Origin of the sequence: Saccharopolyspora sp. NPDC050389 (genome assembly GCF_040655595.1) — a bacterium.
Lineage (GTDB): Bacteria > Actinomycetota > Actinomycetes > Mycobacteriales > Pseudonocardiaceae > Saccharopolyspora.
Window position 1 is genome coordinate 1 of the sequence record NZ_JBFAKG010000055.1, and the last position, 22541, is coordinate 22541.

A 22541-nucleotide genomic window follows, 5' to 3' on the forward strand; every position below is an offset into this window, starting at 1 on the left:
CCCCGAGCACTCCAAGATCAGCACACCGAGTACATGATCAACTATGTGGCCAGCGGGCAACGCCCGGGTCCATCACGGAAACCGTGCCAGAGCCAAGAGTCGACCGGAATTGACACGGATGGGTTTTGCCATGTGGATCGTTGGTAGCCATGAATGGCAGTGTGGTAGGCACTGGGCACGGAGCGTGATGCACCGCTGTTGGCGACGTACGTCGAACATCGAGCGCGTGTCAGCCACCAACGTCAGCTCACCATGTACATCTTCAGTGCTGGCCTCAAGGCTGGAGGTAGTGTCTTCGGGCCATCGACGACATCGACCCTCCGTGTAGCGAGCGTTGTGCAATCCGTGTGCCACGCTGTGGGTCGGGCGGCCTGCGCGGGTGTCCTACCTGTTCAGAGAGCGTTGGCCTGCGAAGTCGAACTCGCCCGCTCCTGCGCCAGCAACGAAGGCAGTCCATTCGGCTTCGTTAAAGCGCAGTTCGGTTGCAGTACGAAGCGACTTGACCAACGTGTCCGTGCCGATCTTGGTGACGATGGCGACCCCGTTGTTGCTGGATAAGCTGCTGCATGTCTCGCGGACGAAGGTAGTCCATTCGATAACTGAGAAGGTGATCGTGCCAGCGGTGGGGTGCTTGCTGTGCCGAATTGCCACGCCGTCGGCTGTTGGCGCGACCTCGACGCACTTTTCGCCGTTGCTGCTGCGGGTGGACGTCCGCCAGGCGAGGTTGTCAGCGATGGTCATCTCAGTCCTCCGAACTCGTACCCAAGGTGGCGATGCGTGCCGAAATGACATCGGCGGAATCGGACACCGACAGCGCGGCAGAACACAGCCGCTCTACGGACAGATTGTATGCCGCAACCTGATCTTGGTCTTGCACGTAGATCGCGCCAGTGGGGTACTCGATGTAGCCGATGCTCTGTGCTTCCGTGAAGTCCAGCAGTAGAAAGTCCCCGTCAAGTCCGTCGTGAACGGGCACGCTCACCGGCATGACGTGCAGCTCGACGTTGTCGCGTCGCATCAACTCGAGCAAGTGCTCCAGTTGGGCTCGCATGACCTGAGGACCGCCGATGATGCGGTCGAGTGCGTACTCCTCGATGATGCCGCGGAACCTCAGCGGGTTGGTGTCGTCGGTGAGTCGCTGCCGGGCCATGCGGGCGCGGACTACTTGCGGAGCATCCATCGGCGGGACTCGGAGATTGCCTTGCAGCAAAGCGGCGGCATATTCAGGGGTTTGGAGTTGGCCCGGCAGGATTAACGATCCGTAGGTGGACTCGGCGGTGGCGAGTCCTTCCAATCCGACGAAGGTCTTGAACCAGTTGGGTAGTACATCGCCGAACGGTGCCCACCAGGTGCTTTGATCGGTTCGTGCGGCAAGCGACGACATGCGGTCGACGTGCTCGACGTCCGCGCCGTAGGCTCGGAGCAAGGCCGTCGCTGATGAGGCGCCTCGGCTGTTCGCCATAGTGCAGGAGTACGGCGACCGGGTTGATGGACGAATTGCCGCCTGGGGTATGGCTTTTGCTGATCATGTGGAGGTCGTCTCTGTCGGCGGCGGGTTGCGGATGGGCCTGTCAGCACCGGAAAGCGCGCTTCACGGGTTCAACGTCGGCAACCGCATCCGCGCGCGTCTGGTGTGGTTCAACCGCTGATGCGGCCACGGGCGACGCCTGATCACGCAACACCGGTGCGTTGACTCATCAGCCCTCGGCGTTCTGAGCGATGGCCTTCACCTGGTTACATTCGCTGGGCTTTTCTGGGCATTGTGTTCCACTGGTGGTATGCCCAGAAAAGCCCAGCCAAGGAGGATGTAGTTGCGGCCATACAGTGGCTGTTGCGACGCGGCTTGCTGGCGCGGTTCGGCGACACCCGGTAAGCGCCCGCCGCACGGGCTCCGGCTCACAACCAGTTGCGGCGCTTGAAGATCGTGTAGAGGCTCAGGCAGACCGCCAGCATGAGGACGACCGCGAAGGGGTAGCCAAGGCCCCAGTGGAGTTCGGGCATGAAGTCGAAGTTCATCCCGTACACCGTGCCGATCAGGGTGGGCGCGAACAGGATCGCCGCCCACGACGAGATCTTCTTGATCTCCTCGTTCTGCACGTAGCTGGCCTCGGTCATCCGCTTCATCTCTTCGTTCTGGGCCTGGGTGACCAGCGTGGCGTTGACCGTGAGGATGTTGTTGAGCATCTGGCGGAACCCGTCGACGCGCTCGGCGACCGTGGTGGCGTGGTCGGCGACGTCGCGCAGGTAGCGCTGCAGCTCCTCGTCGATGCCGTACTTCTGGAAGCCCGCCTCCAGGCTCCGCAGGATGGCCAGCAGCGGCTGCGTCGCCCGCTGGAACTCGATGACCTCGCGGGACAGCTCGTAGATGCGCCGCGAAACGTTCGGGTTCGCCTCGAAGACCTCGGTCTCGATCTCGTCGATGTCGTTCTGCAGGCCCGCGATAACCGGCGCGTAGCCGTCGACGACGTTGTCCAGCACCGCGTACAGCACGGCCTCCGGGCCGCGCCGCAGCAGATCCGGGTCGTCCTCCATGCGGCGGCGCACCGTCGACAGGTCGGGGGACTGGCCGTGGCGGACGGTGAGCACGAAGTTGGGGCCGATGAACAGGTGCAGTTCGCCGAAGCTGACCTCTTCGGCCTCGTCCACGTAAGTGGCGGCGCGCAGCACCACGAACAGCGTGTCGCCGTAGCGCTCGATCTTGGGGCGCTGGTGGGCGACGATCGCGTCCTCGACGGCGAGCTTGTGGAGGTCGAATTCCTCGGCGGCGGCCAGCAGTTCCTCTTCGGCGGGGCGGTACAGCCCGATCCACGCCATCATGCCGGGCTCGTCCCGCAGCAGCCGGTAGGTCTCGGCGAGGCTGGACGGGGTGGCGGTCCGGACGCCGTCGCGGTAGATCGCGGTGTCGATCAGCGGCCGGTCCGCCAGCGGCCGCTCGTCGGCGGAGCGGGGGTCCATGGAGTGCTCGGGAGCGGCGGGCCCAGACTGCTCCGGGGTGCGCCGGGGGCGCTTGCGCAGGGGACGCCATTCGGGCACGAGGACCTCCTGGGCGGTCGGAGCATGCGTGGGCCGAGCGAGCGCCCGGCGGATGCGATCGAGGCCAGCCTACTCAGTCCAGGCCGAGGTCCGCTGGTGCCGGTCCGCCCGGCCTCATCGCCGGTCTGCCCGTCGAGCGTCATCCGCCCCCGAACTCGCCTGTACCTTCCGTCGTCCGCTGTGCACTTAGGAGAGTCCTATGTGCACAACGGGCAGTGGACGTCGGATTTCACGCGGTGTCCTCCTCCGGGTGTGGGTTCCGGCGGCCTGCGGCGAGGCTGCTCCGGCTGGTCGTCCCTGGAACGCGAGCTGTCGCTGTTCGCCAGGCATCACCTGTCCGTTCGGCAGTCCCGCCCCGGGCAGCGGCTGGACCGGTCCGCCTACCTTCTGTTCACCCGGCTCGAGGTCTCGGAGTCGATGTCGCTCGGGGAGCTCGCGGAGGCGTTCCGCCTCGACGATCAACCGCCAGGTGGCGTCGCTGCTCAAGCGGGGACTCGTCGAGCGTTTCCCCGACCCCGAAGGCGGCATGGCGCGCAAGTCGCGGCCCACCGAGGAGGGGTTGCGGCTGCTGGCGGACGACCGGGCCTGCAGCAGGGAAGGGGTGGAGATGGTCGTCTCGGAGTGGCCGCCGAACGCATCGTCTGGATCGACACCGCGGCCCCGCCTCCGTCCGGGATTCCCTTAGTCCTTTATGGACTATCTGCCGATCGAGGCGGCGCGGCGCGAAGTGCGGCGGGGCGGGCGTTTTCGGCTGACGTCAACGCCCGCCCTTCCGCGGATCCGCTCGTCAGTGCAGGGTCTGCAGCGCGTCCTTGCTGAACGGGACGAGTTCCGTCAGGCGGTCGTTGAGGACCTTGTCGGCCCACTCCGGGTCGGAGAGCAGCGCGCGTCCGATGGCGACGAGGTCGAACTCGTCTCGCTCCAGGTGGTCGGCGAGCCGCTCGATGCTCTCCACCGCTGCGCCGGCTCCCGTGAGGGCGCCGGGCTCGAAGACCTTGTCGAGGCCGACCGAGCCGACGGTGATGACCGGCTTGCCGGTGAGCTTCTTCGTCCATCCGGCGACGTTCAGGTCCGACCCGGATTCGGGGAACTCCGGCAGCCAGTAGCGGCGTCCGGAGGCGTGGAAGGCGTCGACTCCGGCGTCGGCCAGCGGGGTCAGCACGGCCTCGAGCTCGCCCGGATCCTCGGCGAGCCGGACGTCGTAGTTGTTGGCCTTCCACTGGGAGAACCGCAGCACGACGGGGAAGTCCGGCGCGACCCGCTCGCGGACGGCGGCCACGATGTCGGCGGCGAACTTGGCCCGGGAGAGCAGGTCGCCACCGTAGGCGTCGGTGCGCTGGTTGGTGCGCTCCCACAGGAACTGGTCGATGAGGTAGCCGTGCGCGCCGTGCAGTTCCACGCCGTCGAAGCCGATCCGCTCGGCCGCCTGCGCGGCGTCGGCGAAAGCGCTGATGACGTCGTCGATGTCGGACAGCGTCATCGCCTCGCCGGCTCCGGGCGTGCCGTCCAGCGCGAGCCCGGACGGTCCCACGGGCGGGGCTTCCGGGAACGGCGGGGCGCCCGCCGGCCGCTGGATCCCCACGTGCCAGATCTGGGGCATGATCTTGCCGCCGTGTGCGTGCACCGCCTCCGCAACGCGGGCCCACCCGGCGAGCTGCTGCTCGCCGTGTAAGCGGGGGACGCCGTCGCTGAAACCGGCGGACCGGTGGTCGACGAAGGTGCCCTCGGTGATGATCAGGCCGGTCCCCGCCGCGGCGCGGCGCGCGTAGTAGGCGGCCACGTCCTCGCCGGGAACGCCGCCGGGCGAGAGCTGGCGGGTCATGGGTGCCATGACGATCCGGTTCGGCAGCTCGGCCGAACCCAACGTGAACGGGCGGGACAGTGCCTGAGCTGCGCGGGTGCTCACCGTGTCGATCTCCTGCCGTGTGCTTGCGGGCGCTCGCCCGCGTTTAAGTGTTCAAGTCAAAGATACATTTAGCGCCGAGAAGTGCAACTGTGATGGTTGCTATTCTGGGGTGGACGCTGACGTCGATCCCGATCTGGCGGGCGGGGGTGGAGACCATGTTGGACATCCGGTTCTCCCGTGCGTTGAAGGTGATGCTGTTCCTGGCGATCGCCGCCGAGGGCGACTCCGCCGCGTTGAGCTCGGCCCACCTGGCCAACAGCCTGAGCGCCAACCCGAGCCTGGTCCGCAAACTGCTCGTCCCGCTGGCGAATGCCGGGCTGGTCGTCTGCGCCAAGGGCCGTGCCGGCGGGGCCCGGCTGGGGCGGCCGGCGGACCAGATCACGCTGGCGGAGATCTACCGCTGCGCCGTCGGCGACAAGCCCCTGTGGGCCTGCTCGCCGGAGGCGGAGGAAATGTGCCTGGTCACCGCGCGCGCGGGTGAGTACTTCGCCACGCTCACGGCCGAGGCCGAGCAGGCGGTGCTCGACTCGCTCGGCGACCGCACGCTCGCCGAGAGCGTGCGCGAGCTGCGCAGCCTCGACGCGACGCCCGATCGGTAAGGCTCACGCCCTGCCGTTCTCGGCAACGAGAACGGCAGGGCGAACGCTCTTGTCTCCCAATGATTTCAGCAGCTCATCGGTCATGGCTGCTTTCGTGAGCACGCGGGAGTGCCGGGCGAGGCGTGTCGGTGCCCTTCGATCACGATGCGCGCGGCCGTGGTGGACTTCCGGACGACGAGCTCAGGGGAGTAGCCCTGCTTGGTGAAGACGCCGTCGAGCCAGAACATGCCGTAGCCGTGTGCTTGGGCGAACAGCTGCTCCATCAGTTCGAGGGCTTCCTGCGGTCCGTCTGACACGGCCAGGCAGAGCATCAGGAACTGATCGGTCAGCCGTCGCGTCTGCTCGTGCAGCTCGGCGTGCTTGGGGCCCTGCAGGTCGTCCGCGTAGATGACGTTCATGCCCGCGCGGCGTTCGAGGAGGTACTCGGTGTAAGCCCCGGCCGCGGCGGCGAGTGCGTCCACGGGATCTTCTCGGGTGTCAACGGCTTTCTGCACGCGTTCCGCGAGCTGGCACGCGACGGCGGTCGCGGCGGCCGCGAGCAGGCTCTCCCGTTCGGGGAAGTGCCGGTACGGCGCGCCCGGGCTGACCTTGGCCCGCCGCGCCACCTCCGCCACCGAGAAGCCGGCCAGGCCCCGCTCGGCGATCAGGTCGAGCGAGACGCGCACGAGCTCGGCGCGGAGGTCGCCGTGGTGGTACTTACCGCCCATGTCGTGGATCACATCTTCCGCTCGGAATATGTAAGAGGCCTCTTACGTCTCCAATGTAAGAGGCCTCTTACATGATCGGGGCCTGCTGCACTGCTGTTCCTTGGAGGATTCATGAGCACGATCACGCACGCTATCGTCGCGCAGTCGCCGGGCGCACCCCTGGAGCCGACGACGATCACGCGACGTGACCTGCGGCCGGACGACGTGCTGATCGACATCGCCTTCGCCGGCATCTGCCACAGCGACATCCACCAGGCCAAGGAGGACTGGGGTCAGGCGATCTTCCCGATGGTTCCCGGGCACGAGATCGCGGGCGTGGTCGCCGCGGTCGGTTCGGCCGTGACGAAGTACCAGGTCGGCGACCGGGTCGGGGTCGGCTGCATGGTCGACTCCTGCGGCGAGTGCGAGTACTGCAGGGCCGGAAGCGAGCAGTTCTGCGTCAAGGGCAACGTCCAGACCTACAACGGCGTCGGCTTCGACGGCGAGAACACCTACGGCGGCTACAGCCGGCAGGTCGTGGTGAAGGACGCCTTCGTGTGCCGGATCCCGGACGGCATCGAGCTGGACGTCGCCGCGCCGCTGCTGTGCGCGGGCATCACCACCTACTCGCCGCTTCGCCAGTGGGGCGCGGGCCCGGGCAAGAAGGTCGCCGTGATCGGGCTCGGCGGGCTGGGGCACATGGCGGTGAAGCTGGCCGCAGCGATGGGGGCCGAGGTGACGGTGCTCAGCCAGAGCCTGAAGAAGCAGGAGGACGGCCTGCGGCTCGGCGCGACCGACTACTTCGCGACCAGTGACGAGACGACCTTCGAGGCGCTGGCGGGGCGTTTCGACCTCATCCTCAACACGGTCTCGGCGAAGCTCCCGATCGACGCCTACCTCGGGCTGCTGCGGGTGGGCGGCGCGATGGTCAACGTCGGGGCTCCCGGTGAACCGCTGTCCTACAACGCGTTCTCGCTGCTGGGTGGTAACAAGGTGCTGGCCGGGTCGATGATCGGCGGGATCGCCGAGACCCAGGAGATGCTGGACTTCTGCGCGGAGCACGGCATCGGCGCGGAGATCGAGCTGATCTCCGCCGACCAGGTCAACGCGGCCTACGAGCGCGTCGAGAACAGCGACGTGCGGTACCGCTTCGTGATCGACACCGCCACCATCGGCGCATGAGCCGGGGGAGTAGGACTGACGCATGAGGGTTTTCCAGATCGGTGCGGCCGGTGGCGTCGGGCGGCGCCTCGCGGCACTGCTCGCGGCGCGCGGTGACGACGTGACCGGCATGCATCGCGAGCCGGCGCAGGCCGAGACGGTGCGGCTGTCCGGTGCGACGCCGATCCACGGCGACCTGATCGCCGACTCGGTGGCCGATCTCGCCGAGAAGTTCGCCGGCCACGACGCGATCGTCTTCTCCGCTGGTGCGCACGGCACCGGCATGGACAAGACCACGTTGATCGACGGCAAGGGCCTGGAGAAGGCCGCGGACGCGGCCGCTCGCGCCGCCGTGCCCCGGTTCGTCCTGGTCTCGGCGTTCCCCGAGGCGGGGCGCGGCAAGGAGCCGAACGAGCGGTTCGAGCACTACATCCGGGTCAAGAAGACCGCCGACGCCTACCTGGCCCGCACCGATCTGGACTGGCTCATCGTGCGCCCCGGGCAGCTGCTCGACGATCCCGGAACCGGCCGCGTGACGGCCGGCGCCGCGATCGAGTACGGCTCCGTACACCGCGACGACGTCGCGGGATTCATCGCGGCTGCGCTGAGCGAGCCCGAGCTCAACCGGATGATCGTCGAGCTCACCGACGGCCCCACGCCGGTCGCCGACGCCGTCACCGAGCTGGCCCGGCGCCCAGGAGCGTGACCCGCCGAACCCGGCGGCGGCATGGATGACGGAGCCCTCTCCGTCCCATGCCGCCGCCAGGTGAGGTTGCGACGTGCCGTGCGCGGCGTGCCGATGATGGCGTGAAAGCGGCAGGTGACTGTCCCTTGTGGAGACCGAGGGCGAATCCGGTCATCGCTGACGGCGCGAGAGCCCGCTGTCCGGCGCAAAGCGTTGGGCAGCGGGCCTTTTCAGGCCGACGTACGACGCGGCTTCAGCCATCCGGCTGCACGACTGCGGCGAGTTCGCGGCGCGATCTGACGCCCAGCTTGGGGTAGGCCCGGTAGAGGTGGTGGCCGACCGTTCGCGGGCTGAGGAACAGCTGGGCTGCGATGTCCCGGTTGGACAGCCCTTGCGCCGCGAGCCTGACGATCTGCAGCTCCTGCGGGGTGAGCAGTGCCAGCACGCCGGGTCCTCGCCGCGCCGCCGTGGCCGCGCCGCCCGCGGTCAGTTCGCCGTGCGTGCGCTCGGCCCACGGCCGTGCGTCGATCTGGTCGAAGATCTCCAGGGCAGCCGCGAGTTGCTCGCGTGCCTCGGTTTTGCGGCGTGACCGGCGGAGCCACTCGCCGTACAGGAGCCGGGTGCGGGCGTGCTCGAAGCCGCGGCTGTCGCGCTCGTGTAGCTGCAGAGCCCGGGTGAAGGTGTGTTCCGCTGGGGACAGGAGGGCGCGGCAGCGGTGCAGCAGCGCCTCGACCGCCGGCTCCGGAGCCCGTCGGGCCACCCGCTCGAAACGGGCCAGCGCCTCGGCCGCCAGCTGGTGGCGGCCGAGCCGCACCGCGGCTTCGACCAGGTCGGGCAGGCTGTATTCGGCGGGCAGTTGGTGCTGAGCGGTGCCGTCGTACAGGGCCATCAGCTCGTCGAGCGCTTCCTGCGCTCTGCCGCAGCCCAGCTCCAGCAGGCCCAGCGCCCACCGGGCCCGGTGCACCCCGCCGCCCTCGTACTCCAGCGCACGTCCGGCCAGGCGACGGCAATCGTCCTGCGCACCCCGGATGGCCAGCAGGTAGGCCTGCGTGCCGGCGGCGTGGCTGGCCCAATGGTGCTGGCCGGTGGCCTCGGCGATGTCGAGCGCCTCGGCCGCGCTGGTCATCGCGCTGCGGTGGTGGCCGAGGAAGGTCTGGGCGATCGCCATGTAGTACAGGGCGGAGGGCATGATGCCCGCCCGGCCCTGGTCGCGGGCGTCGGCGGACACCCGCGCGGCCAATTCCAGCGCCTGCCGGTCCAGGCCGCCCATCAGGGCGATGCCGCAGGTCATGAGCAGGTCCCTGGCATCGCGTGCGGGCGACTCGGCGACCTGCGCGATCACCTTGGCGAGTTCGGGCAGGCGCTCGGTGTCCGCGCCCATCGCCAGGGCGGTCAGCCAGCGCTGCAGCTGCAGGACCGGCCAGGCGGGATCGTCGTCGGGCAGGTGGAGGCGATCGATCTGGGCGGCGGTGGCGGCGATCAGCTCGCGATCGGCGGAGAACCAGGTGGTGTGCAGGGCGTCCAGCATCATGGCGACCGCCTGGCGCGGGTCGGTCTCGGCCAAGCGGGTGGCTTCCGCCAACTGGAGCCCTTGCGCCTCGTGCAGCAGGCCGAGACCGGCCACGGCGGTGGCGTGCGCCCGGACCAGCGCCAGGCGGGCGTCGGGTGTGCTCATGTGGGGCAGGGCCCGCTCGGCCAGGGCTCGGGCGCGCGACAGCTGGCCGGCCTCCATGGCCGCCTCGGCCGCGTCGGCCAGCAGCAGAGCGCCCTCGTCGCGGTCCTCGGCCAGCTGCGCGGCTCGTTCGTAGGCGGCTGCCGCGGCCGCGAAACCCTTGCGCGCCGCGGCAAGCTTCGCGGTCCGGGCCAGCTCGGCGGAGACGCGGGCGTCGGGGCCGGTGGCGGCCGAGGCCAGGTGCCAGGCGCGCCGGTCGGGCTCCGCCACGGCATCGGCCAGCGACTGGTGGGCGCGCAGCCGCTGGTCGAGCGGGGCGCCGTGGTAGACGGCCGCGCGGACCAGCGGGTGGCGGAAACCGAGGCGTTGACCGGTCACCCGCAGCAGCCCCGCCTGTTCGGCCGGCGGCAGGTGTTCGACGCCCGCGCCCGAACTCGCGGCCGCCCGCAGCACGACTCCCAGGTCACCGGTGTCGTCGGCGGCGGCGACCAGCATCAACGCCCTGGTGGGCGCGGACAGGCGGAGGGTCTGGGCGTGGAAGGCCAGTTGCAGGCGGTTGGTGAGCGGCAACACGTCGGTCGCCTGGGCGGTGCGCAGGGCGGCGGGCAGCTCGATCAGCGCCAGCGGGTTGCCGCTCGCCTCGGCCAGAACGCGCCGCCGCACCTCGGGCTCCAGGCCGCGTTCCCGCTCGTCCACCAGCGCGGCGGCCGCGTCGGGCGACAGGTCGTCCAGGTGCAGCTCGGGCAGGCCAGGCGCGGGGAAGGGCAGGCCACCGGTGCGGACGCCGAACAGCACGGCCACGCCTTCGGCCCCGAGCCGGCGGGCGGCGAACAGCAGAGCCTCGGCCGATGGCCGGTCCAGCCAGTGCGCATCGTCGATGATGCAGAGCAGGGGAGCCTGTTCGGCGATTCCGGACAGGAGGGTCAGGACGGCCAGGCCCACCAGCATGCGGTCGGCCGGCGGACCGGCGCTCAGGCCGAAAGCGCCCTCCAGCGCCTGCCGCTGGGGATCGGGCAGCGTGGGCAGGTGTTCGGCCAGGACCGGGTGGAACAACAGGTGGAGGCTGCTGAAGGAGAGCTCGGCCTCCGACTCGATGCCCAGGCCGCGCAGTACCGGCATGCCGCTGCGGGAGGCGATCTCGTCCAGCAGCGCCGTCTTGCCGATGCCCGGCTCACCACGGATCACCAGGGCTTCGCTGGCCCCGTTTCGGGCGGAGTCAAGCAGCCGCGTGACCGTCTCCAGCTCTGCCTGTCTCCCATGTAGCACGGACGCCAGGCTATCCAAGGCGGATCTGCGCGGGATCTCCGACTGATAGGGCGGCAAGTGCGGGGCCGGCGATTACGTCATCGTTCCCGATTCGCGGGGGAGACCGACGCACCTAGCGTGACTTCTCGTGATCGCGCACCGAAGGAGCCGCCTTGCCGTCCCCGATCCAGATTCTCCCGCTGTCCTGGGTGTCGGCGGAGAAGGCACTTTCCTGGCACGCCGTCATGGCCGCGTCGTTGAAGCACGACCTGCCGGACCGGCCGCCGACGCCGAAGCAGGTGCACGCCCGGCTCACCGCCGCCAGGCCGGACAGCCGTCGGCTGCTCTGGCTGGCTGCCGAGCCGGACGGCTCGGTCACGGGCGTGGCCGGGCTGCGGCTGTTCACGCCCCGGGGGCAGGAACACCTGGCAGAACTGGAACTCCACGTCCGCCCCGACCGGCGCCGCCGCGGCGTGGGCTCGCAGCTGCTGGCGCAGGCGGTCTTCGCCGCCCAGGTGGAGAACCGGCGCAGCGTGTTCACCGGCGTCGCCGACGCCGGGCCGGGTGACGCCTTCTGCGCCGCGCGGGGCTTCCTGCGCGTCCTGACCTCGCTGCACCTGTCGCTGGACCTGTCCGCAGCAGACGACAGCGCGGCCGACGCCGCACGCCCCGGCTACGAGCTGGCTTCGTGGACGGGCACCGTGCCTGACGGCCTGGCCGACACCTTCGCCGCCGCCAAGGCCGCGGTGAACGACATGCCCACCGGCGAGCAGCGCCGGGACGCTGGGCAGGTGCCGGCAGACCGAGGCGACATCCTGCTGGTCGTCGCCGCGCTGCACGGGAAGGCCGTGGCCGGTTACACCGAGATCGTCATCCGAGCCGACGAGAACCGGCGGGCGCAGCAGCGCGAGACCGCGGTGGTGCCAGAGCACCGCGGCCGCGGGCTCGGCCTGTGGCTGAAGGCCGCGATGGTGCGGCGGCTGCGGACCGACCACCCCGGCATCGCCGAGATCGAGACCGACCACGCCGAGGACGACGTCCACCTGTGCGTCGTCAACCGGCGCCTGGGTTTTCGCCCGCATCGCCGCAGCCACGAATACCGGCTGTCCGTGCGACCGGCGGGATCAGCCCCGCCCGATGAGGAAGGACTGCACGATGATTCCTGACGCGACGACCGTCCACCCGCTGCCCGCCCACGAGCGGGTCGTGTTCCTCGAACCGCTGATCGGTTCGCCGAAGATCACCGTGGGCGAGTACACGTACTACGACGACCCCGACGGCGCGACCGATTTCGAGCACCGCAACGTGCTCTACGGATACGGGCCGGAACGGCTGATCATCGGCAAGTACTGCGCGATCGCCACCGGAACCCGGTTCCTGATGGCCGGCGCCGACCATCCGACGATGGGCGTGTCCACCTTCCCGTTCACCATGTTCGGCGGCGAGTGGACCGAGCGAACCCTCGACATCGTCACCGGCATGCCCAGCCGCGGCGACACCGTCGTCGGCAACGACGTCTGGTTCGGCTACCAGGCGACCGTCATGCCAGGAGTGAAGATCGGGGACGGGGCGATCATCGCGGCCGGCGCGCTGGTGACCTCCGATGTGGAGCCTTACACGATCGTCGGAGGCAACCCGGCCAAGCCGATCCGGCGGCGCTTCGACGATGCCGACGTCGAGCGGCTGCTCCGCGCCGCGTGGTGGGACTGGCCCGTCGAACTCGTCACCGAGCATGCCCGGATGATCATGGCGGGCACTCCCGCCGACATCGAACGCATCGCGCAGCAGCAGGAAGAGGAGGTCGCATGACATCGACCGTGCAGATCGAGCAGCACGCCGTCTCCGACGAGGCAGGCGGACCGTATGCGATCACGACCGGACCAGATGGCGCGTTGTGGTTCACCATGGTCCGCAGCGGCCGGATCGGCAGGCTGGAACCGGGCGGCGAGCCCACCGGCCACCGGCTCGCCCCGGACAGCGGACCGACGATCATCGTCGGTGGCCCGGACGGGGCGCTCTGGTTCACCGAATACCAGGCGCACCGGATCGGCCGGATCACCACCGCAGGTGAGATCGCCGAGTTCGAGCTGCCCACGGCGGAATCCGGGCCGTACGGCCTGGTCGCCGGGCCGGACGGCGCGATGTGGTTCACCGAAACGGCCGCGAACCAGATCGGCCGGATCACGCCGGACGGCCAGGTGCGGGAGTTCCCGCTGCCGATTGCCGGCGCGTTCCCGTCCGCGATCACCGCCGGTGCCGACGGCGCGATGTGGTTCACCATGAACATGGCCAACGCGATCGGGCGGATCGGCCTGGACGGCGAGGTCGCGATCCACCCGCTGCCGACCGAGGCCGCCGGGCCGGTAGGGATCGCGGCGGGCCCGGACGGCGCGATCTGGTTCGTCGAGATCGGCGCGGGCCAGATCGGCCGGATCGGCGTCGACGGCCGGATCGATGAGTTCCCGCTGCCCGACCGCGCCGCGCGGCCGCACGCCATCACCGCCGGTCCGGATGGGGCGATGTGGTTCACCGAGTGGGGCGCCGGCCGGGTCGGCTCGATCACCGCCGAAGGCGTCATCGAGGTGCACGAGCTGCCCGCGCCCGGCTCGGAACCGCACGGCATCGCCCTCGGCCCGGACGGTGCACTGTGGACGGCGCTGGAAATCGGTGCCCTCGCCCGGATCGCCACGCCCGAAACCCGCCGCTGAACAACGACTTCCCGCAATTCCACGCGGTCGATAGAGAGGAACACCCATGAAATACGCACTCGTGATCTTCGAGACGGATGAGTCGCGCCGCCGGATCCAGGCCGACCGGGACGCTTACCGCAAGGCGTACGAGGCTTGGATCGGTCAGGTCGCGACGGCGGGCAAGCTGGCCGGCGGCGAGGCCCTCGAAACGGAGCGCACCACCCCGGTGACCGTGCGCACGGCGGCCGATGGATCGTCGGCGGTCACCGAGGGGCCCGCGCATGGCGGCGAGGAGACGCTCGGCGGCTGGTTCGTGGTCGAGGTGGCGGACCGCGAGGAAGCCGTCGAACTGGCCAAGGGCCTGCCCACCCCGGAGACGATCGAAATCCGCCCGGTCCTCGAATCCGCCTGAGTCGAACTGCATCCCTGCCGGCCGGTCCGGCGGCGGCAGGGATGCGGCCGGGCGAACGCGGCGATCACTCCGCGTTCGCGTCGTCGCGTTCGGTGTGTTCCCGGACGGTTTCGACCAAGGTCGCGACCGAGACCGGGAGCGGCCACCGCCGATGGGCGAACCAGAGCGTCGCGCGCAGATCGCACCGGTCGATGTGCACCGCGCGGGTGCCGCGGCGGATGAGGTTGGCGTGCAGTGCGCTGCAGATGGTGACGCCCGCGCCCGCGGCGACCAGCGCGAGCTGTCGCCGCGACTGGTTACGTCACCGAGGCCGAGCGGTTCGGCTGGTCCTACGTGTTCGCCGGGTTCCTGAGCGCCACGCTGCGTCGCGGTGCTCCCCGCCCGGACAGCGTCCCGTGGTGGTGCGGTGTGCAAGGCGCCTACTGGGCCACGGGTACGGGCTGCACAACATGGCGGGCAACGTCTGGGAATGGTGCGCCGACCGGTGGAGCACCACCCACGATGCCGCCCGCACCAGCAACACTCCCGACTCCACCAGCGGCAACACCGGATTCCGCACCGCCAGGGACGGATGACGCACGCCGAAACTTAGGCCGAAAGTATGAGACGCCGGACCGCTTTTCCTGGCCGATCGGTTGATCTCGGCTGACGCTTCGGCCGATCTGACCGACCTCTTTGGACACGTAGCGTGGATCACGTCGGGGTTTGAAACCAGGATCGAGGCCGATGATGACCACACTTCCGGTTACCGCGAACAGCGATCACGAGTTGCTGGCGGGCGCGAGCCGACGTGCTCGCGAGCTCACCGAACCGCTGCTGCGCGATGCCGTCGAACGGCTCGGGCCGTCGCTGGCGGGCATCGGTGCGTATCACTTTCGTTGGCATTCGCGGGATCCCGCCGCCACAGGCAAGGCCATTCGGCCAACCTTGGCGCTGCTCGCCGCGGAGGCGGTCGGCGCCGCACCGTCGGACGCGCTGCCCGCGGCCGCAGCCGTCGAGTTAGTCCACAACTTCAGCCTGATCCACGACGACCTCATCGACGGCGACGTGCTGCGGCGCGGTCAGCCGGCGGTGTGGAAGGAGCACGGGGTTTCGGCGGCGATCCTGCTCGGCGATGCTCTGCACTCCGAAGCGTTCGAGATCCTGCTCGGCCGGGGCGGGCCGAGCGGCGCCGCGGCGGCCGCACGCCTCGCCGCCGCGATGCGGGAGGTGGTCGTCGGCCAGGTCGAGGACATCCGGTTCACCGAACGGCCGTGGACGGGCGAGCAGGCGGTGAGCGTCGCCGAGTACCAGGCGATGGCCGAGGCCAAAACCGGTGCGCTGCTTGGCTTTTCCACGTCGGCGGGCGCCCTGATGGCAGGCGCGGACGCCTCGACCGTGGAGTGCTTCGACCGCCTCGGCCGTCACCTCGGGCTCGCCTTCCAGTGCACCGACGACGTGCTGGGCATCTGGGGAGATCCGGCGGCCACCGGCAAGCCGGTGCTCGGGGATCTGCGCGAGGGCAAGAAGACGCTGCCGATCATCGCCGCGCTGGCCGCGGATGTTCCTGCGAGCGCACGCCTGGTTTCGCTGGTCGGTGCCGAGACGCGAACCGAATCCGATCTGAGGCTCGCGGCGGAGCTCATCGAGGAGGCCGGCGGTCGGGAGTTCGCCGAACGCGAGGCCATGCGACACCTCACCGGCGTCACGGACTGCCTCGTCTCGCTGGCGATGCCGGCGGAGATCCGCGCGTCCTTCGAGGCGCTGGCCCAGTCATTGATCGGACGGACTCGCTGACCGGGGCGCCGCCTCGATGAGCAGCGACAGCGGAGCGTTCAAGACCTGGATCGCCCGGCTGAAATGAGTTGAAACCCGGGTCGTCGATCGGAAGCGCGACTGCCCGGGGAATGCGAGCGGATCAGGAGCAGGACGCGATCTGCCCGCATCGTCAGCGGCTGCAGAGCCTCCCGCCCGATCCGTGCACAACCGCATGGATCGGGCGTGAGAGATCAAGGGCAACCGCGCATCTCCTCAACGACGCGGCGGGTTCGAAGACTCGGGCCCGTGCGGCGCGGTGTCCGGCAAGGGCTTCCTCGCGGTCTCCTTCGCCAGCGCCACGCCGATGAGGGAAAGCACGGCCACGCCGATGAGGAAGAAGGCCGGCGAATGCGGATTGCCGGTCCGTGCGATCAGCCACGTCGCGACGTACGGGGCGACACCTCCGAAGAGGACGGCACCGACGTTGAAGGGAAGGGCGAAGCCGAGGTATCGCGAGCGCGTGGCGAAGGTTTCGGCGAAGAAGGCCGGGAAAACCGCGTCGTTGAGCGAGAACATCGCCAGGAGCAGGACGAGGACAACGGTGGCGAGCAGCATCCCGCCGGCCGAGAGCACCACCATCAGCGGGTAGCTCAGCGCGATGAGGAGCACGCAGGCGGCGATCAGCGTGCGCTTGCGGCCGACCCTGTCCGACAGGGATGCCGTGATCGGGACGATGGCGATGTAGGCGATCAAGGAGATCGTGACGACGAGGTTCGAGTCTGCCTGGCTCAGCCCGACCTGCTCGATGAGATAGGTCGGCACGTACCCGAGCAGCAGGTAGTAGCCGCCGGCGTTGAGCGCCATGACTAGCAGCAGCTTGCCCATGCCCGGAAGGTTGGCGAGCAACGGCGACCGCCGCGTCGCGGGCCGGGTGTTCTGTTCCTGTTCCACGATCTTGCGGTACTGCGGCGTGTCCTCGAGCCGGAATCGCAGGTAGAGGCCCACGAGGCCGAGCGGCCCGGCCACCAGGAACGGAATGCGCCAGCCCCAGCTCTCCATCGCTTCAGGGGGCAGCACCGTGTACAGGGTCGTGGTCATCGTGGAGGCGAGCAGGAAGCCGGCCGCCGAGCTCATCGGCACCATTCCCGTGAGCAGCCCGCGTTTCTTGTCGGGCGCGTACTCGGCGATGAAGATGCCGGCTCCCGCGTATTCACCGGAAGCCGAGAAGCTCTGCACGATTCGCAGGAGCAGCAGCAGAGCGGGAGCGGCCACGCCGATCGAGGCGTAACCGGGGATCAGCCCGATGGCGAAGGTCGAACCCGACATGAGCAGGATCGTCGTCGCCAGGATCCGCTTCCGTCCCAGGCGATCACCCAGGGATCCCCAAAGCAACGCACCGAAGGGGCGGACGAGGAAGGAGAGGGCGAACACGGCGAAGGTGCTCAGCAATGCCACCGAACGATCCTCGGCGGGGAAGAACACCACGGCCATGGTCGTCGCCAGGTAGCTGTAGGAGGCGTAGTCGAAGTACTCGATGAGCGTTCCGACCCCGCTCGCGGCAACGACTCGACGGAGGACCGTGCGGTTCTCGGCCGTCGATCGCCTGGTGGATGTGAACACGAGCTGTCTCCTTGATCCGCATGGTGCCAGGGGTGCCGAAGTGACTCAGGCCACTCTCCCGATGCTGGTGCACTTACGATGTCAGCGACCGGTGCGCCGGTAAATCGCCGCGCCGGACAACGAGGTATTGAGAAATGTCCGTAGCGGCGAAACCACGGAGACGCTGCCGTCGCCTCCGCTGCCGGCATCCGAGCCAACCGTATCGTCGCTGGTCAGCGGGTTTCCGGAGAGCCAGGGAGGTTCAGTCCTCCCGGAAGCCTCGCGCCTTGAGCGCGAGCCACAGTTCGGTCTGCGCGTCGACGTTCTCGAGGCTGTGCCCGGTCAACTGGGTGATCCGGTGGATCCGGTTGCGGACCGTGTGCCGGTGCACTCCCATTCGCTCGGCGCAGGCCTCGATCGACCGCCGTTCGATCAGCCAGGTGTGGAGGGTGCGGAGGAGCACCTCGCCGTTGCCGGTGGCTTCGATCGGGGCGAGAACCGCACCGGCGAAGGCGCTGAGGTAGTCGGTGTCGGCGACGTTGAGGAGGAACTCGTGCGCGGCACCGTCGACGAACTCGATCATCGAGCCCGTGCGCCGGCTCGTCGCCAACGCCGACGTCGCCTGGCGCATCGTCCGCGACGCCCCTCCCGGCGACACCGCGGTTCCGATCCCCACCGGCACATCGAGCCCGTATTCCTGGAGGATCCGCTTCGGCTCGCCGGTGGCCAGGCCTTCCACGAGGCGATCGCGTTGCCGCAGCAACGGTGTCCCGAGCACCACGGCGAGATCGTCGACCAGCACCTCGGCGTGGGTGTCCGATTTCGCCTCGACCGCGATTCCCCACAGGTTGCGGGCCTCGACGCCGAGGCCCTTCAGCAGCGCTCGGGCCCGCCCGTCGTCGTCGATCGACAGCAGGTTCGCGAAGTGCTGTGCCCGCCGACGCCGGGCCGGCTCGTCGAGGAACCACCGCCGCTCGAATTCGAGGGCGAGCAGCGACAGCAGGGTGGGCACGGCCAACTCGGCCTTCGACAGCTGCGAATCGGTGCGGACGACGTAGCCGCGCACCGTCGTCTCGCCGGAGAACGGGGACACCACGAGTTCGGCATCGCTTCCCGGGATTTCGTTCGCCGGCAGGCATAACCGGTCGCCGAGCGCCGGTGGCGCCTCCCGCACCTTGGCGCTGACCGCCTCCAGCGCCTCGGCGGCGAGGCCCGCGTTCTTGCCGAGCACCCGCCCGACCCGGTCGAGCACGCCGGCTCCTTCTCCCGTCGACCGGTGCCATTCCACGAGCAGGTTGTCCACGCTTCCGCCGCGCGCCACGATCCCGGTCAGGCGCACCTGCATGGCGAAGGAGTCCTGGAGGATCGTTCGTTCGGACTCGGCCTGCGCGGCGATGATCGCGCGCGTGATGCTCACGAACGACGTCGTTGCCGGGGCGGTGAGCAACGGGAGGTCGTGCTCGCGGGCGAGGTCGACGAGCATGTCCGGCGCCTCGGCGAAGGGCGCGTGGGGACCGACGCCGACGACGAGGGCCGCGACGCCGCGGGCATCGAGCTCGGAGATGTAATGCGACCAGGCCTGCGCGTCGTGCCCGAGCAGCATGCCCGTGGTCATCACGAGCTCGCCGCCTTCCAGCCATTGGCCGGGGGAGGGGAGCTCGGCGACGTGCGGGGCGTCGACCACCGCGCGCATCCCCGATCCGGCGTGCGCGACGGCGAGGTGGAGCCGGTCGAGGGCGACGACGTCGGCGACCGTGAGCGCGTGAGCAGGGCTTCCCATGCATGGATCGTACTGGCCCGGAACTTCTCCATGGTGGAGAAAAAGCACCGTCGGTCTTGTACGGCGCAGAGATTGTTCGCGGCGATCCGCCGACCATAGCGTGAGCGCGTCAGTTCACCTCGACGCATTCGCCGTCGAGACGCACGATCCCGTGGAGGGAGACGCGATGATCAAGCAGAACGAGTACTACGAAGGCCAGGTCCGCAGCCTCGAGTTCGCCAATGCGCAGGGCAAGTTCACCGTCGGCGTCATGGAACCAGGAGAGTGGACCTTCGAGGCGCCGACTCGGGAGTGGATGATCCTCACCCGCGGATCCTGGGACGTCAAACTCCCCGGTTCGGAGGAGTGGAAGACCTTCGGCGAGGGCGATTCCTTCCAGATCGAGGGCGACGAGTCCTTCACGGTGCGCATCAAGGACACCGTCGCCTACCTCTGCCCGTACACCTGATCCTCGCGGCCGCCGCCTGCCGGTGCCGATGCGCCGCGAGCTGTGGACGCGGAACCGGGAGTTCGCCGAGGTGGTCCTGAGCGGCAGCCGAACTGCCTGAAACCGCCCCGAACGGATGCGTTTGTGCTGCGGTTTCCCGGCTTTCGCCAGTGACGGTCTCTTGGGGACCTTGCCGGGACAGGGGCGCAGGTCCGAATCCTGGCGGCCCGGAAAAGCCCGCTGACGTGGCGCGAAAGCGCAGGTCGGCGGGCTTTTCGCGCGTCATCGCGGTGTCGGCGATCTCGTCCCGATCGACCGCGAGAGCACGCCGGTTCGGCGAAGTGGTCGTGTGCGCAGGGGCGACAATTCGTTACTGGCGGTGTCCTTGCGGCATGAAGATGCTCGGCGCGAGAACGCCGGTCGCGACCTGCGCGGGGTCATCGTTTTCGGCTCGTGAGCACCCGGCCGCTCCCGGCGTTGTGGACACGGCGCCGGGAGCGGCGCCAGATCCGCGTCCGTCGTCCGGCAGGAGTCCAACATGGACAACGGGGCCGGAGGAGCTCGTTGACGAGGTCAGGAAGTTGGCGGGGGCCAGCCGATGTCGCCCTCGATCAGGCGGCGAGCGAATTCCTGGCCCTCGTCGATGAGCGCGGCGCGTTCGCTCGCCCACTCGGGTTCTTCGGGTTCCTCCATGTCGAGGTCGGTGCGAAACGCAACTCAGGTCGCGTGGGGCTCGCCGATGCGATGTCCGTCCGGAGCCTATTACCGCGCTTGGCTCCGGAATCTTTTCCTGCATGGAGTTCATCGTCTTTCGCCGGTCACCGCCTTCCGTGGACGTCACTCCGGGTCGAGGGATGCAGATTCAGATCCGGCTGGTGCCGGCTCGATGCCGGCGACGAGGTTGAAGGTGCCGGTGAGCTGGTTCAGGGCGACCAGGCCGACGACGTCGGCGATGGTGCGCTCCGTCCAGCCGTGGGCGGTGAGCGCGGCGATGTCGGCGTCGCCGATCGTCGCGGGTTCGGCCACCACGTTCACGACGAAGGCGAGCAGCGCGGCCTCCCGCGGGTTGGCCGAGGTGCCCTGGCGGGCCAGGGAGACGTCGGCGTCGCTGAGGCCGAGGGCCTTAGCGGCGTCGGTGTGCGCGGCCAGGCAGGACGCGCAGCCGAGCCATTCCTGCACTGCCAGCGAGATCTTCTCGCCTAGCGCCGCGGGCAGCTTGGTCCGCTTCATCGCGCGGGAGAACGACAGGTAGCCGGTCAGCAGCGCGGGTGAGTGCGCCATGGTGCGGACCATGTCGCCGGCCGTGCCGTGGCGGCCGATGATCTCCGTCAGCAGTTCGCTGGACTTGGCCGGTGCGTCGGCGGGTTCGAGCGGGTTGAGACGTCGCACGGGATGGGCGACGGCCCCCGAACCTCGGAGCATCCCGTGGGATGGGCGACGGCCGGTGGTCAGACGGTTGCGGTGTCGGGCTCGGTCGCGGAATGCTTGCCGCGCAGGCTCATTCCGGCGATGAGGGCACCGGCGATCGCGATGCCGGCGGCGCCCAGGAAGGCGGCCGAGACCCCGTTGGTGAGCGCGGCGGGATCTCCGATCCGGTCGACGCCTTGCGACGTCGCCAGCGCCGTCATCGCGGCCAGGCCCAAGGCGGACCCGATCTGGTAGCTGGTGTTGACGATTCCCGAGGCCAGCCCGCCCTCCTCGAGGCGAGCGGCGGAGATGGCGGTGCCCAGCGAGGGGACGAACGCCAGCGCCATGCCCGCTGCGGCCACCAGCGAGGCAGGCAGCACGTCGGCCGCGTAGTTGCCGTCCGGCCGCAGCAGCGCCAGCCACCCCAGTCCGAGCGCGAGCACCACCAGGCCCGACACGATCATCGACTTCACCCCGAAGCGGGCGGCCAGTTTCGGCGCGATGACGATCATCAGCAGCATGATGACCGTGGTCATCGGCAGCAGCGCGGAGCCGCTCGCGAAGGCACCGAGGCCGAGCACCTGCTGCAGGTAGAGGTTCAGGAAGAACCACATCGGGATCCACGCCGCGCCCAGGAGCAACTGCGCGATGTTGGCCGCGCCGAGGCCCGGCGTCCGGAAGATGCCGAGCCGGACCAGGGGAGTGCGGCGCTTGGCCTGGACGACCATGAAGGCCGCCAGCAGCGCGACCGCCGCGACCAGGCCGATGACGGTTTCGCCGGAACCCCAACCGGTTTCGGGCGCGCGGACGATGGCGTAGACCGCGACGGCGAGTCCGCCGGTGGCCAAGAACGCGCCGAGCAGGTCGGTGGAGCCGCGTTGCGCCGAACCGGCGGGCATCAGGGCGGGGGTGAGCAAGAGCGCGAGCACGGCGATCGGGATGTTGAGGAAGAAGACCCACGGCCAGCTCAGGTACTCGGTGATGACACCGCCGAGGAAGACACCGGCGGTTCCGCCGGCCGGGGCTGCTGCGCCGTAGAGCGCGAGCGCATTGCCCAGTTCCTTCGGCGTTGCGCCGAAGAGCATCATCAGCAAGGTCAGCGCGGACGGGGCGATCAGCGCGGATCCCGCGCCCTGCAGCGCTCGCCCGGCCAGCTCGACCCAGGCCGTGACGGCGGCCCCGGCGACGGCGGAGCCGGCGAGCAGCACGAGCCAGCCGGCGGCGAACATCCGGCGCGCGCCGAGCAGGTCGGACAACCGGCCGCCGAGCAGCAGCAGACCGCCGAAGGCGATGACGTAGGCGTTGAACACCCACGAGAGGTTCTCCTGGGAGAAGCCCAGGTCCGCCTGCATCCGCGGCAGGGCGACTCCGATGATCGAGGTGTCCATGATCACCATGAACTGGGCCAGGGCGATGAGCGCGAGCGCCCACCACCTGCGCGGCGATCGGGTTGTTGCGGACATGTCAGGACTCCTCGCGAGATTCGAACAGTTAATACTGAT

General features: G+C 69.4%; 22 protein-coding genes. 12 read left to right on the plus strand and 10 right to left on the minus strand.

The annotated features are described in order from the left end of the window. Positions 1-384: 384 nt before the first annotated feature. Together AB0I53_RS30610 and AB0I53_RS30615 are read right to left on the minus strand one after the other, a co-directional pair. A complete protein-coding gene (locus AB0I53_RS30610) occupies positions 385-741 on the minus strand; it encodes a DUF397 domain-containing protein (protein ID WP_358610527.1) in 357 nt (118 codons plus the stop codon). A 1-nt stretch (position 742) separates the two neighbouring features. Next, positions 743-1462, minus strand: coding sequence for a DUF5753 domain-containing protein (locus AB0I53_RS30615; RefSeq protein ID WP_358610530.1), 720 nt, complete (start codon positions 1460-1462; stop codon positions 743-745). Between the two features lies 1 nt (position 1463). On the opposite strand from AB0I53_RS30615, the gene AB0I53_RS30620 reads away from it, so the two are divergent. Further along, positions 1464-1649: a hypothetical protein gene (locus AB0I53_RS30620; RefSeq protein WP_358610533.1), complete on the plus strand. Its 186-nt coding sequence runs from the start codon at positions 1464-1466 to the stop codon at positions 1647-1649. Between the two features lie 247 nt (positions 1650-1896). Here the strand turns inward: AB0I53_RS30620 and AB0I53_RS30625 are convergent, their stop codons facing one another. Continuing rightward, positions 1897-3033, minus strand: coding sequence for a magnesium and cobalt transport protein CorA (locus AB0I53_RS30625; RefSeq protein ID WP_358610535.1), 1137 nt, complete (start codon positions 3031-3033; stop codon positions 1897-1899). Between the two features lie 469 nt (positions 3034-3502). Between AB0I53_RS30625 and AB0I53_RS30630 the strand changes: the two genes are divergently transcribed. Further along, positions 3503-3718: a hypothetical protein gene (locus AB0I53_RS30630; protein ID WP_358610538.1), complete on the plus strand. Its 216-nt coding sequence runs from the start codon at positions 3503-3505 to the stop codon at positions 3716-3718. Positions 3719-3820: 102 nt separating this feature from the next. On the opposite strand, the gene AB0I53_RS30635 is transcribed toward AB0I53_RS30630, so the two are convergent. Next, complete coding sequence (locus tag AB0I53_RS30635) at positions 3821-4939, minus strand: NADH:flavin oxidoreductase (RefSeq protein WP_358610541.1); 1119 nt, start codon at positions 4937-4939, stop codon at positions 3821-3823. Positions 4940-5031: 92 nt separating this feature from the next. Here AB0I53_RS30635 and AB0I53_RS30640 point away from each other — a divergent pair, with 92 nt between their 5' ends. Continuing rightward, on the plus strand, positions 5032-5538 hold the full coding sequence (locus tag AB0I53_RS30640) for an Rrf2 family transcriptional regulator (RefSeq protein ID WP_358610544.1): 507 nt from the start codon (positions 5032-5034) through the stop codon (positions 5536-5538). An 80-nt stretch (positions 5539-5618) separates the two neighbouring features. On the opposite strand, the gene AB0I53_RS30645 is transcribed toward AB0I53_RS30640, so the two are convergent. Next, positions 5619-6257, minus strand: coding sequence for a TetR/AcrR family transcriptional regulator (locus AB0I53_RS30645; protein ID WP_358610547.1), 639 nt, complete (start codon positions 6255-6257; stop codon positions 5619-5621). A gap of 99 nt (positions 6258-6356) precedes the next feature. On the opposite strand from AB0I53_RS30645, the gene AB0I53_RS30650 reads away from it, so the two are divergent. Together AB0I53_RS30650 and AB0I53_RS30655 are read left to right on the plus strand one after the other, a co-directional pair. Further along, positions 6357-7406 (plus strand): NAD(P)-dependent alcohol dehydrogenase, encoded by a 1050-nt coding sequence (locus AB0I53_RS30650; RefSeq protein WP_358610550.1) that lies wholly within the window; start codon positions 6357-6359, stop codon positions 7404-7406. A 22-nt stretch (positions 7407-7428) separates the two neighbouring features. Further along, entirely contained in the window at positions 7429-8091 is a 663-nt protein-coding gene (locus tag AB0I53_RS30655; protein WP_358610553.1) for an NAD(P)H-binding protein, read from the plus strand. A gap of 232 nt (positions 8092-8323) precedes the next feature. Here the strand turns inward: AB0I53_RS30655 and AB0I53_RS30660 are convergent, their stop codons facing one another. Then, complete coding sequence (locus AB0I53_RS30660; protein WP_358610556.1) at positions 8324-11008, minus strand: AAA family ATPase; 2685 nt, start codon at positions 11006-11008, stop codon at positions 8324-8326. Positions 11009-11160: 152 nt separating this feature from the next. On the opposite strand from AB0I53_RS30660, the gene AB0I53_RS30665 reads away from it, so the two are divergent. The 6 genes from AB0I53_RS30665 (at position 11161) to AB0I53_RS30690 (ending at position 15865) form a co-directional block, all read left to right on the plus strand. Beyond that, the gene (locus AB0I53_RS30665) at positions 11161-12153 is read left to right on the plus strand and encodes a GNAT family N-acetyltransferase (protein WP_358610559.1); all 993 of its coding nucleotides are present in this window, start codon (positions 11161-11163) and stop codon (positions 12151-12153) included. Beyond that, entirely contained in the window at positions 12143-12796 is a 654-nt protein-coding gene (locus AB0I53_RS30670; protein WP_358610562.1) for a CatB-related O-acetyltransferase, read from the plus strand. The genes AB0I53_RS30665 and AB0I53_RS30670 overlap by 11 nt, the downstream gene beginning before the upstream one ends. Beyond that, positions 12793-13695 (plus strand): virginiamycin B lyase, encoded by a 903-nt coding sequence (locus AB0I53_RS30675; protein WP_358610565.1) that lies wholly within the window; start codon positions 12793-12795, stop codon positions 13693-13695. The genes AB0I53_RS30670 and AB0I53_RS30675 overlap by 4 nt, the downstream gene beginning before the upstream one ends. Positions 13696-13741: 46 nt before the next feature. Next, positions 13742-14089 (plus strand): YciI family protein, encoded by a 348-nt coding sequence (locus tag AB0I53_RS30680; RefSeq protein ID WP_358610568.1) that lies wholly within the window; start codon positions 13742-13744, stop codon positions 14087-14089. Between the two features lie 398 nt (positions 14090-14487). Next, positions 14488-14664, plus strand: a complete 177-nt coding sequence (locus AB0I53_RS30685; RefSeq protein ID WP_358610571.1) for an SUMF1/EgtB/PvdO family nonheme iron enzyme — start codon at positions 14488-14490, stop codon at positions 14662-14664. 151 nt (positions 14665-14815) lie between these two features. Further along, positions 14816-15865, plus strand: coding sequence for a polyprenyl synthetase family protein (locus AB0I53_RS30690; RefSeq protein WP_358610574.1), 1050 nt, complete (start codon positions 14816-14818; stop codon positions 15863-15865). A 234-nt stretch (positions 15866-16099) separates the two neighbouring features. On the opposite strand, the gene AB0I53_RS30695 is transcribed toward AB0I53_RS30690, so the two are convergent. Together AB0I53_RS30695 and AB0I53_RS30700 are read right to left on the minus strand one after the other, a co-directional pair. Further along, complete coding sequence (locus AB0I53_RS30695) at positions 16100-17446, minus strand: MFS transporter (protein WP_358610577.1); 1347 nt, start codon at positions 17444-17446, stop codon at positions 16100-16102. A gap of 241 nt (positions 17447-17687) precedes the next feature. Beyond that, a complete protein-coding gene (locus AB0I53_RS30700; protein WP_358610581.1) occupies positions 17688-19205 on the minus strand; it encodes a PucR family transcriptional regulator ligand-binding domain-containing protein in 1518 nt (505 codons plus the stop codon). A 100-nt stretch (positions 19206-19305) separates the two neighbouring features. Here AB0I53_RS30700 and AB0I53_RS30705 point away from each other — a divergent pair, with 100 nt between their 5' ends. After that, complete coding sequence (locus AB0I53_RS30705) at positions 19306-19653, plus strand: pyrimidine/purine nucleoside phosphorylase (protein WP_358610584.1); 348 nt, start codon at positions 19306-19308, stop codon at positions 19651-19653. 816 nt (positions 19654-20469) lie between these two features. Here the strand turns inward: AB0I53_RS30705 and AB0I53_RS30710 are convergent. Further along, positions 20470-21054, minus strand: coding sequence for a carboxymuconolactone decarboxylase family protein (locus AB0I53_RS30710; RefSeq protein ID WP_358610587.1), 585 nt, complete (start codon positions 21052-21054; stop codon positions 20470-20472). Positions 21055-21080: 26 nt separating this feature from the next. After that, positions 21081-22502 (minus strand): MFS transporter, encoded by a 1422-nt coding sequence (locus AB0I53_RS30715; protein ID WP_358610590.1) that lies wholly within the window; start codon positions 22500-22502, stop codon positions 21081-21083. Positions 22503-22541 lie beyond the last annotated feature (39 nt).

Excerpts from the sequence above, each read along its gene's own strand:
- AB0I53_RS30650 (WP_358610550.1), top strand. The coding sequence starts at position 6,357 with ATGAGCACGATCACGCACGCTATCGTCGCGCAGTCGCCGGGCGCACCC.
- AB0I53_RS30655 (WP_358610553.1), top strand. The coding sequence starts at position 7,429 with ATGAGGGTTTTCCAGATCGGTGCGGCCGGTGGCGTCGGGCGGCGCCTC.
- AB0I53_RS30715 (WP_358610590.1), bottom strand. The coding sequence starts at position 22,502 with ATGTCCGCAACAACCCGATCGCCGCGCAGGTGGTGGGCGCTCGCGCTC.
- AB0I53_RS30640 (WP_358610544.1), top strand. The coding sequence starts at position 5,032 with ATGGTTGCTATTCTGGGGTGGACGCTGACGTCGATCCCGATCTGGCGG.
- AB0I53_RS30710 (WP_358610587.1), bottom strand. The coding sequence starts at position 21,054 with ATGCTCCGAGGTTCGGGGGCCGTCGCCCATCCCGTGCGACGTCTCAAC.
- AB0I53_RS30700 (WP_358610581.1), bottom strand. The coding sequence starts at position 19,205 with ATGGGAAGCCCTGCTCACGCGCTCACGGTCGCCGACGTCGTCGCCCTC.
- AB0I53_RS30610 (WP_358610527.1), bottom strand. The coding sequence starts at position 741 with ATGACCATCGCTGACAACCTCGCCTGGCGGACGTCCACCCGCAGCAGC.
- AB0I53_RS30670 (WP_358610562.1), top strand. The coding sequence starts at position 12,143 with ATGATTCCTGACGCGACGACCGTCCACCCGCTGCCCGCCCACGAGCGG.
- AB0I53_RS30690 (WP_358610574.1), top strand. The coding sequence starts at position 14,816 with ATGATGACCACACTTCCGGTTACCGCGAACAGCGATCACGAGTTGCTG.
- AB0I53_RS30680 (WP_358610568.1), top strand. The coding sequence starts at position 13,742 with ATGAAATACGCACTCGTGATCTTCGAGACGGATGAGTCGCGCCGCCGG.
- AB0I53_RS30615 (WP_358610530.1), bottom strand. The coding sequence starts at position 1,462 with ATGGCGAACAGCCGAGGCGCCTCATCAGCGACGGCCTTGCTCCGAGCC.
- AB0I53_RS30675 (WP_358610565.1), top strand. The coding sequence starts at position 12,793 with ATGACATCGACCGTGCAGATCGAGCAGCACGCCGTCTCCGACGAGGCA.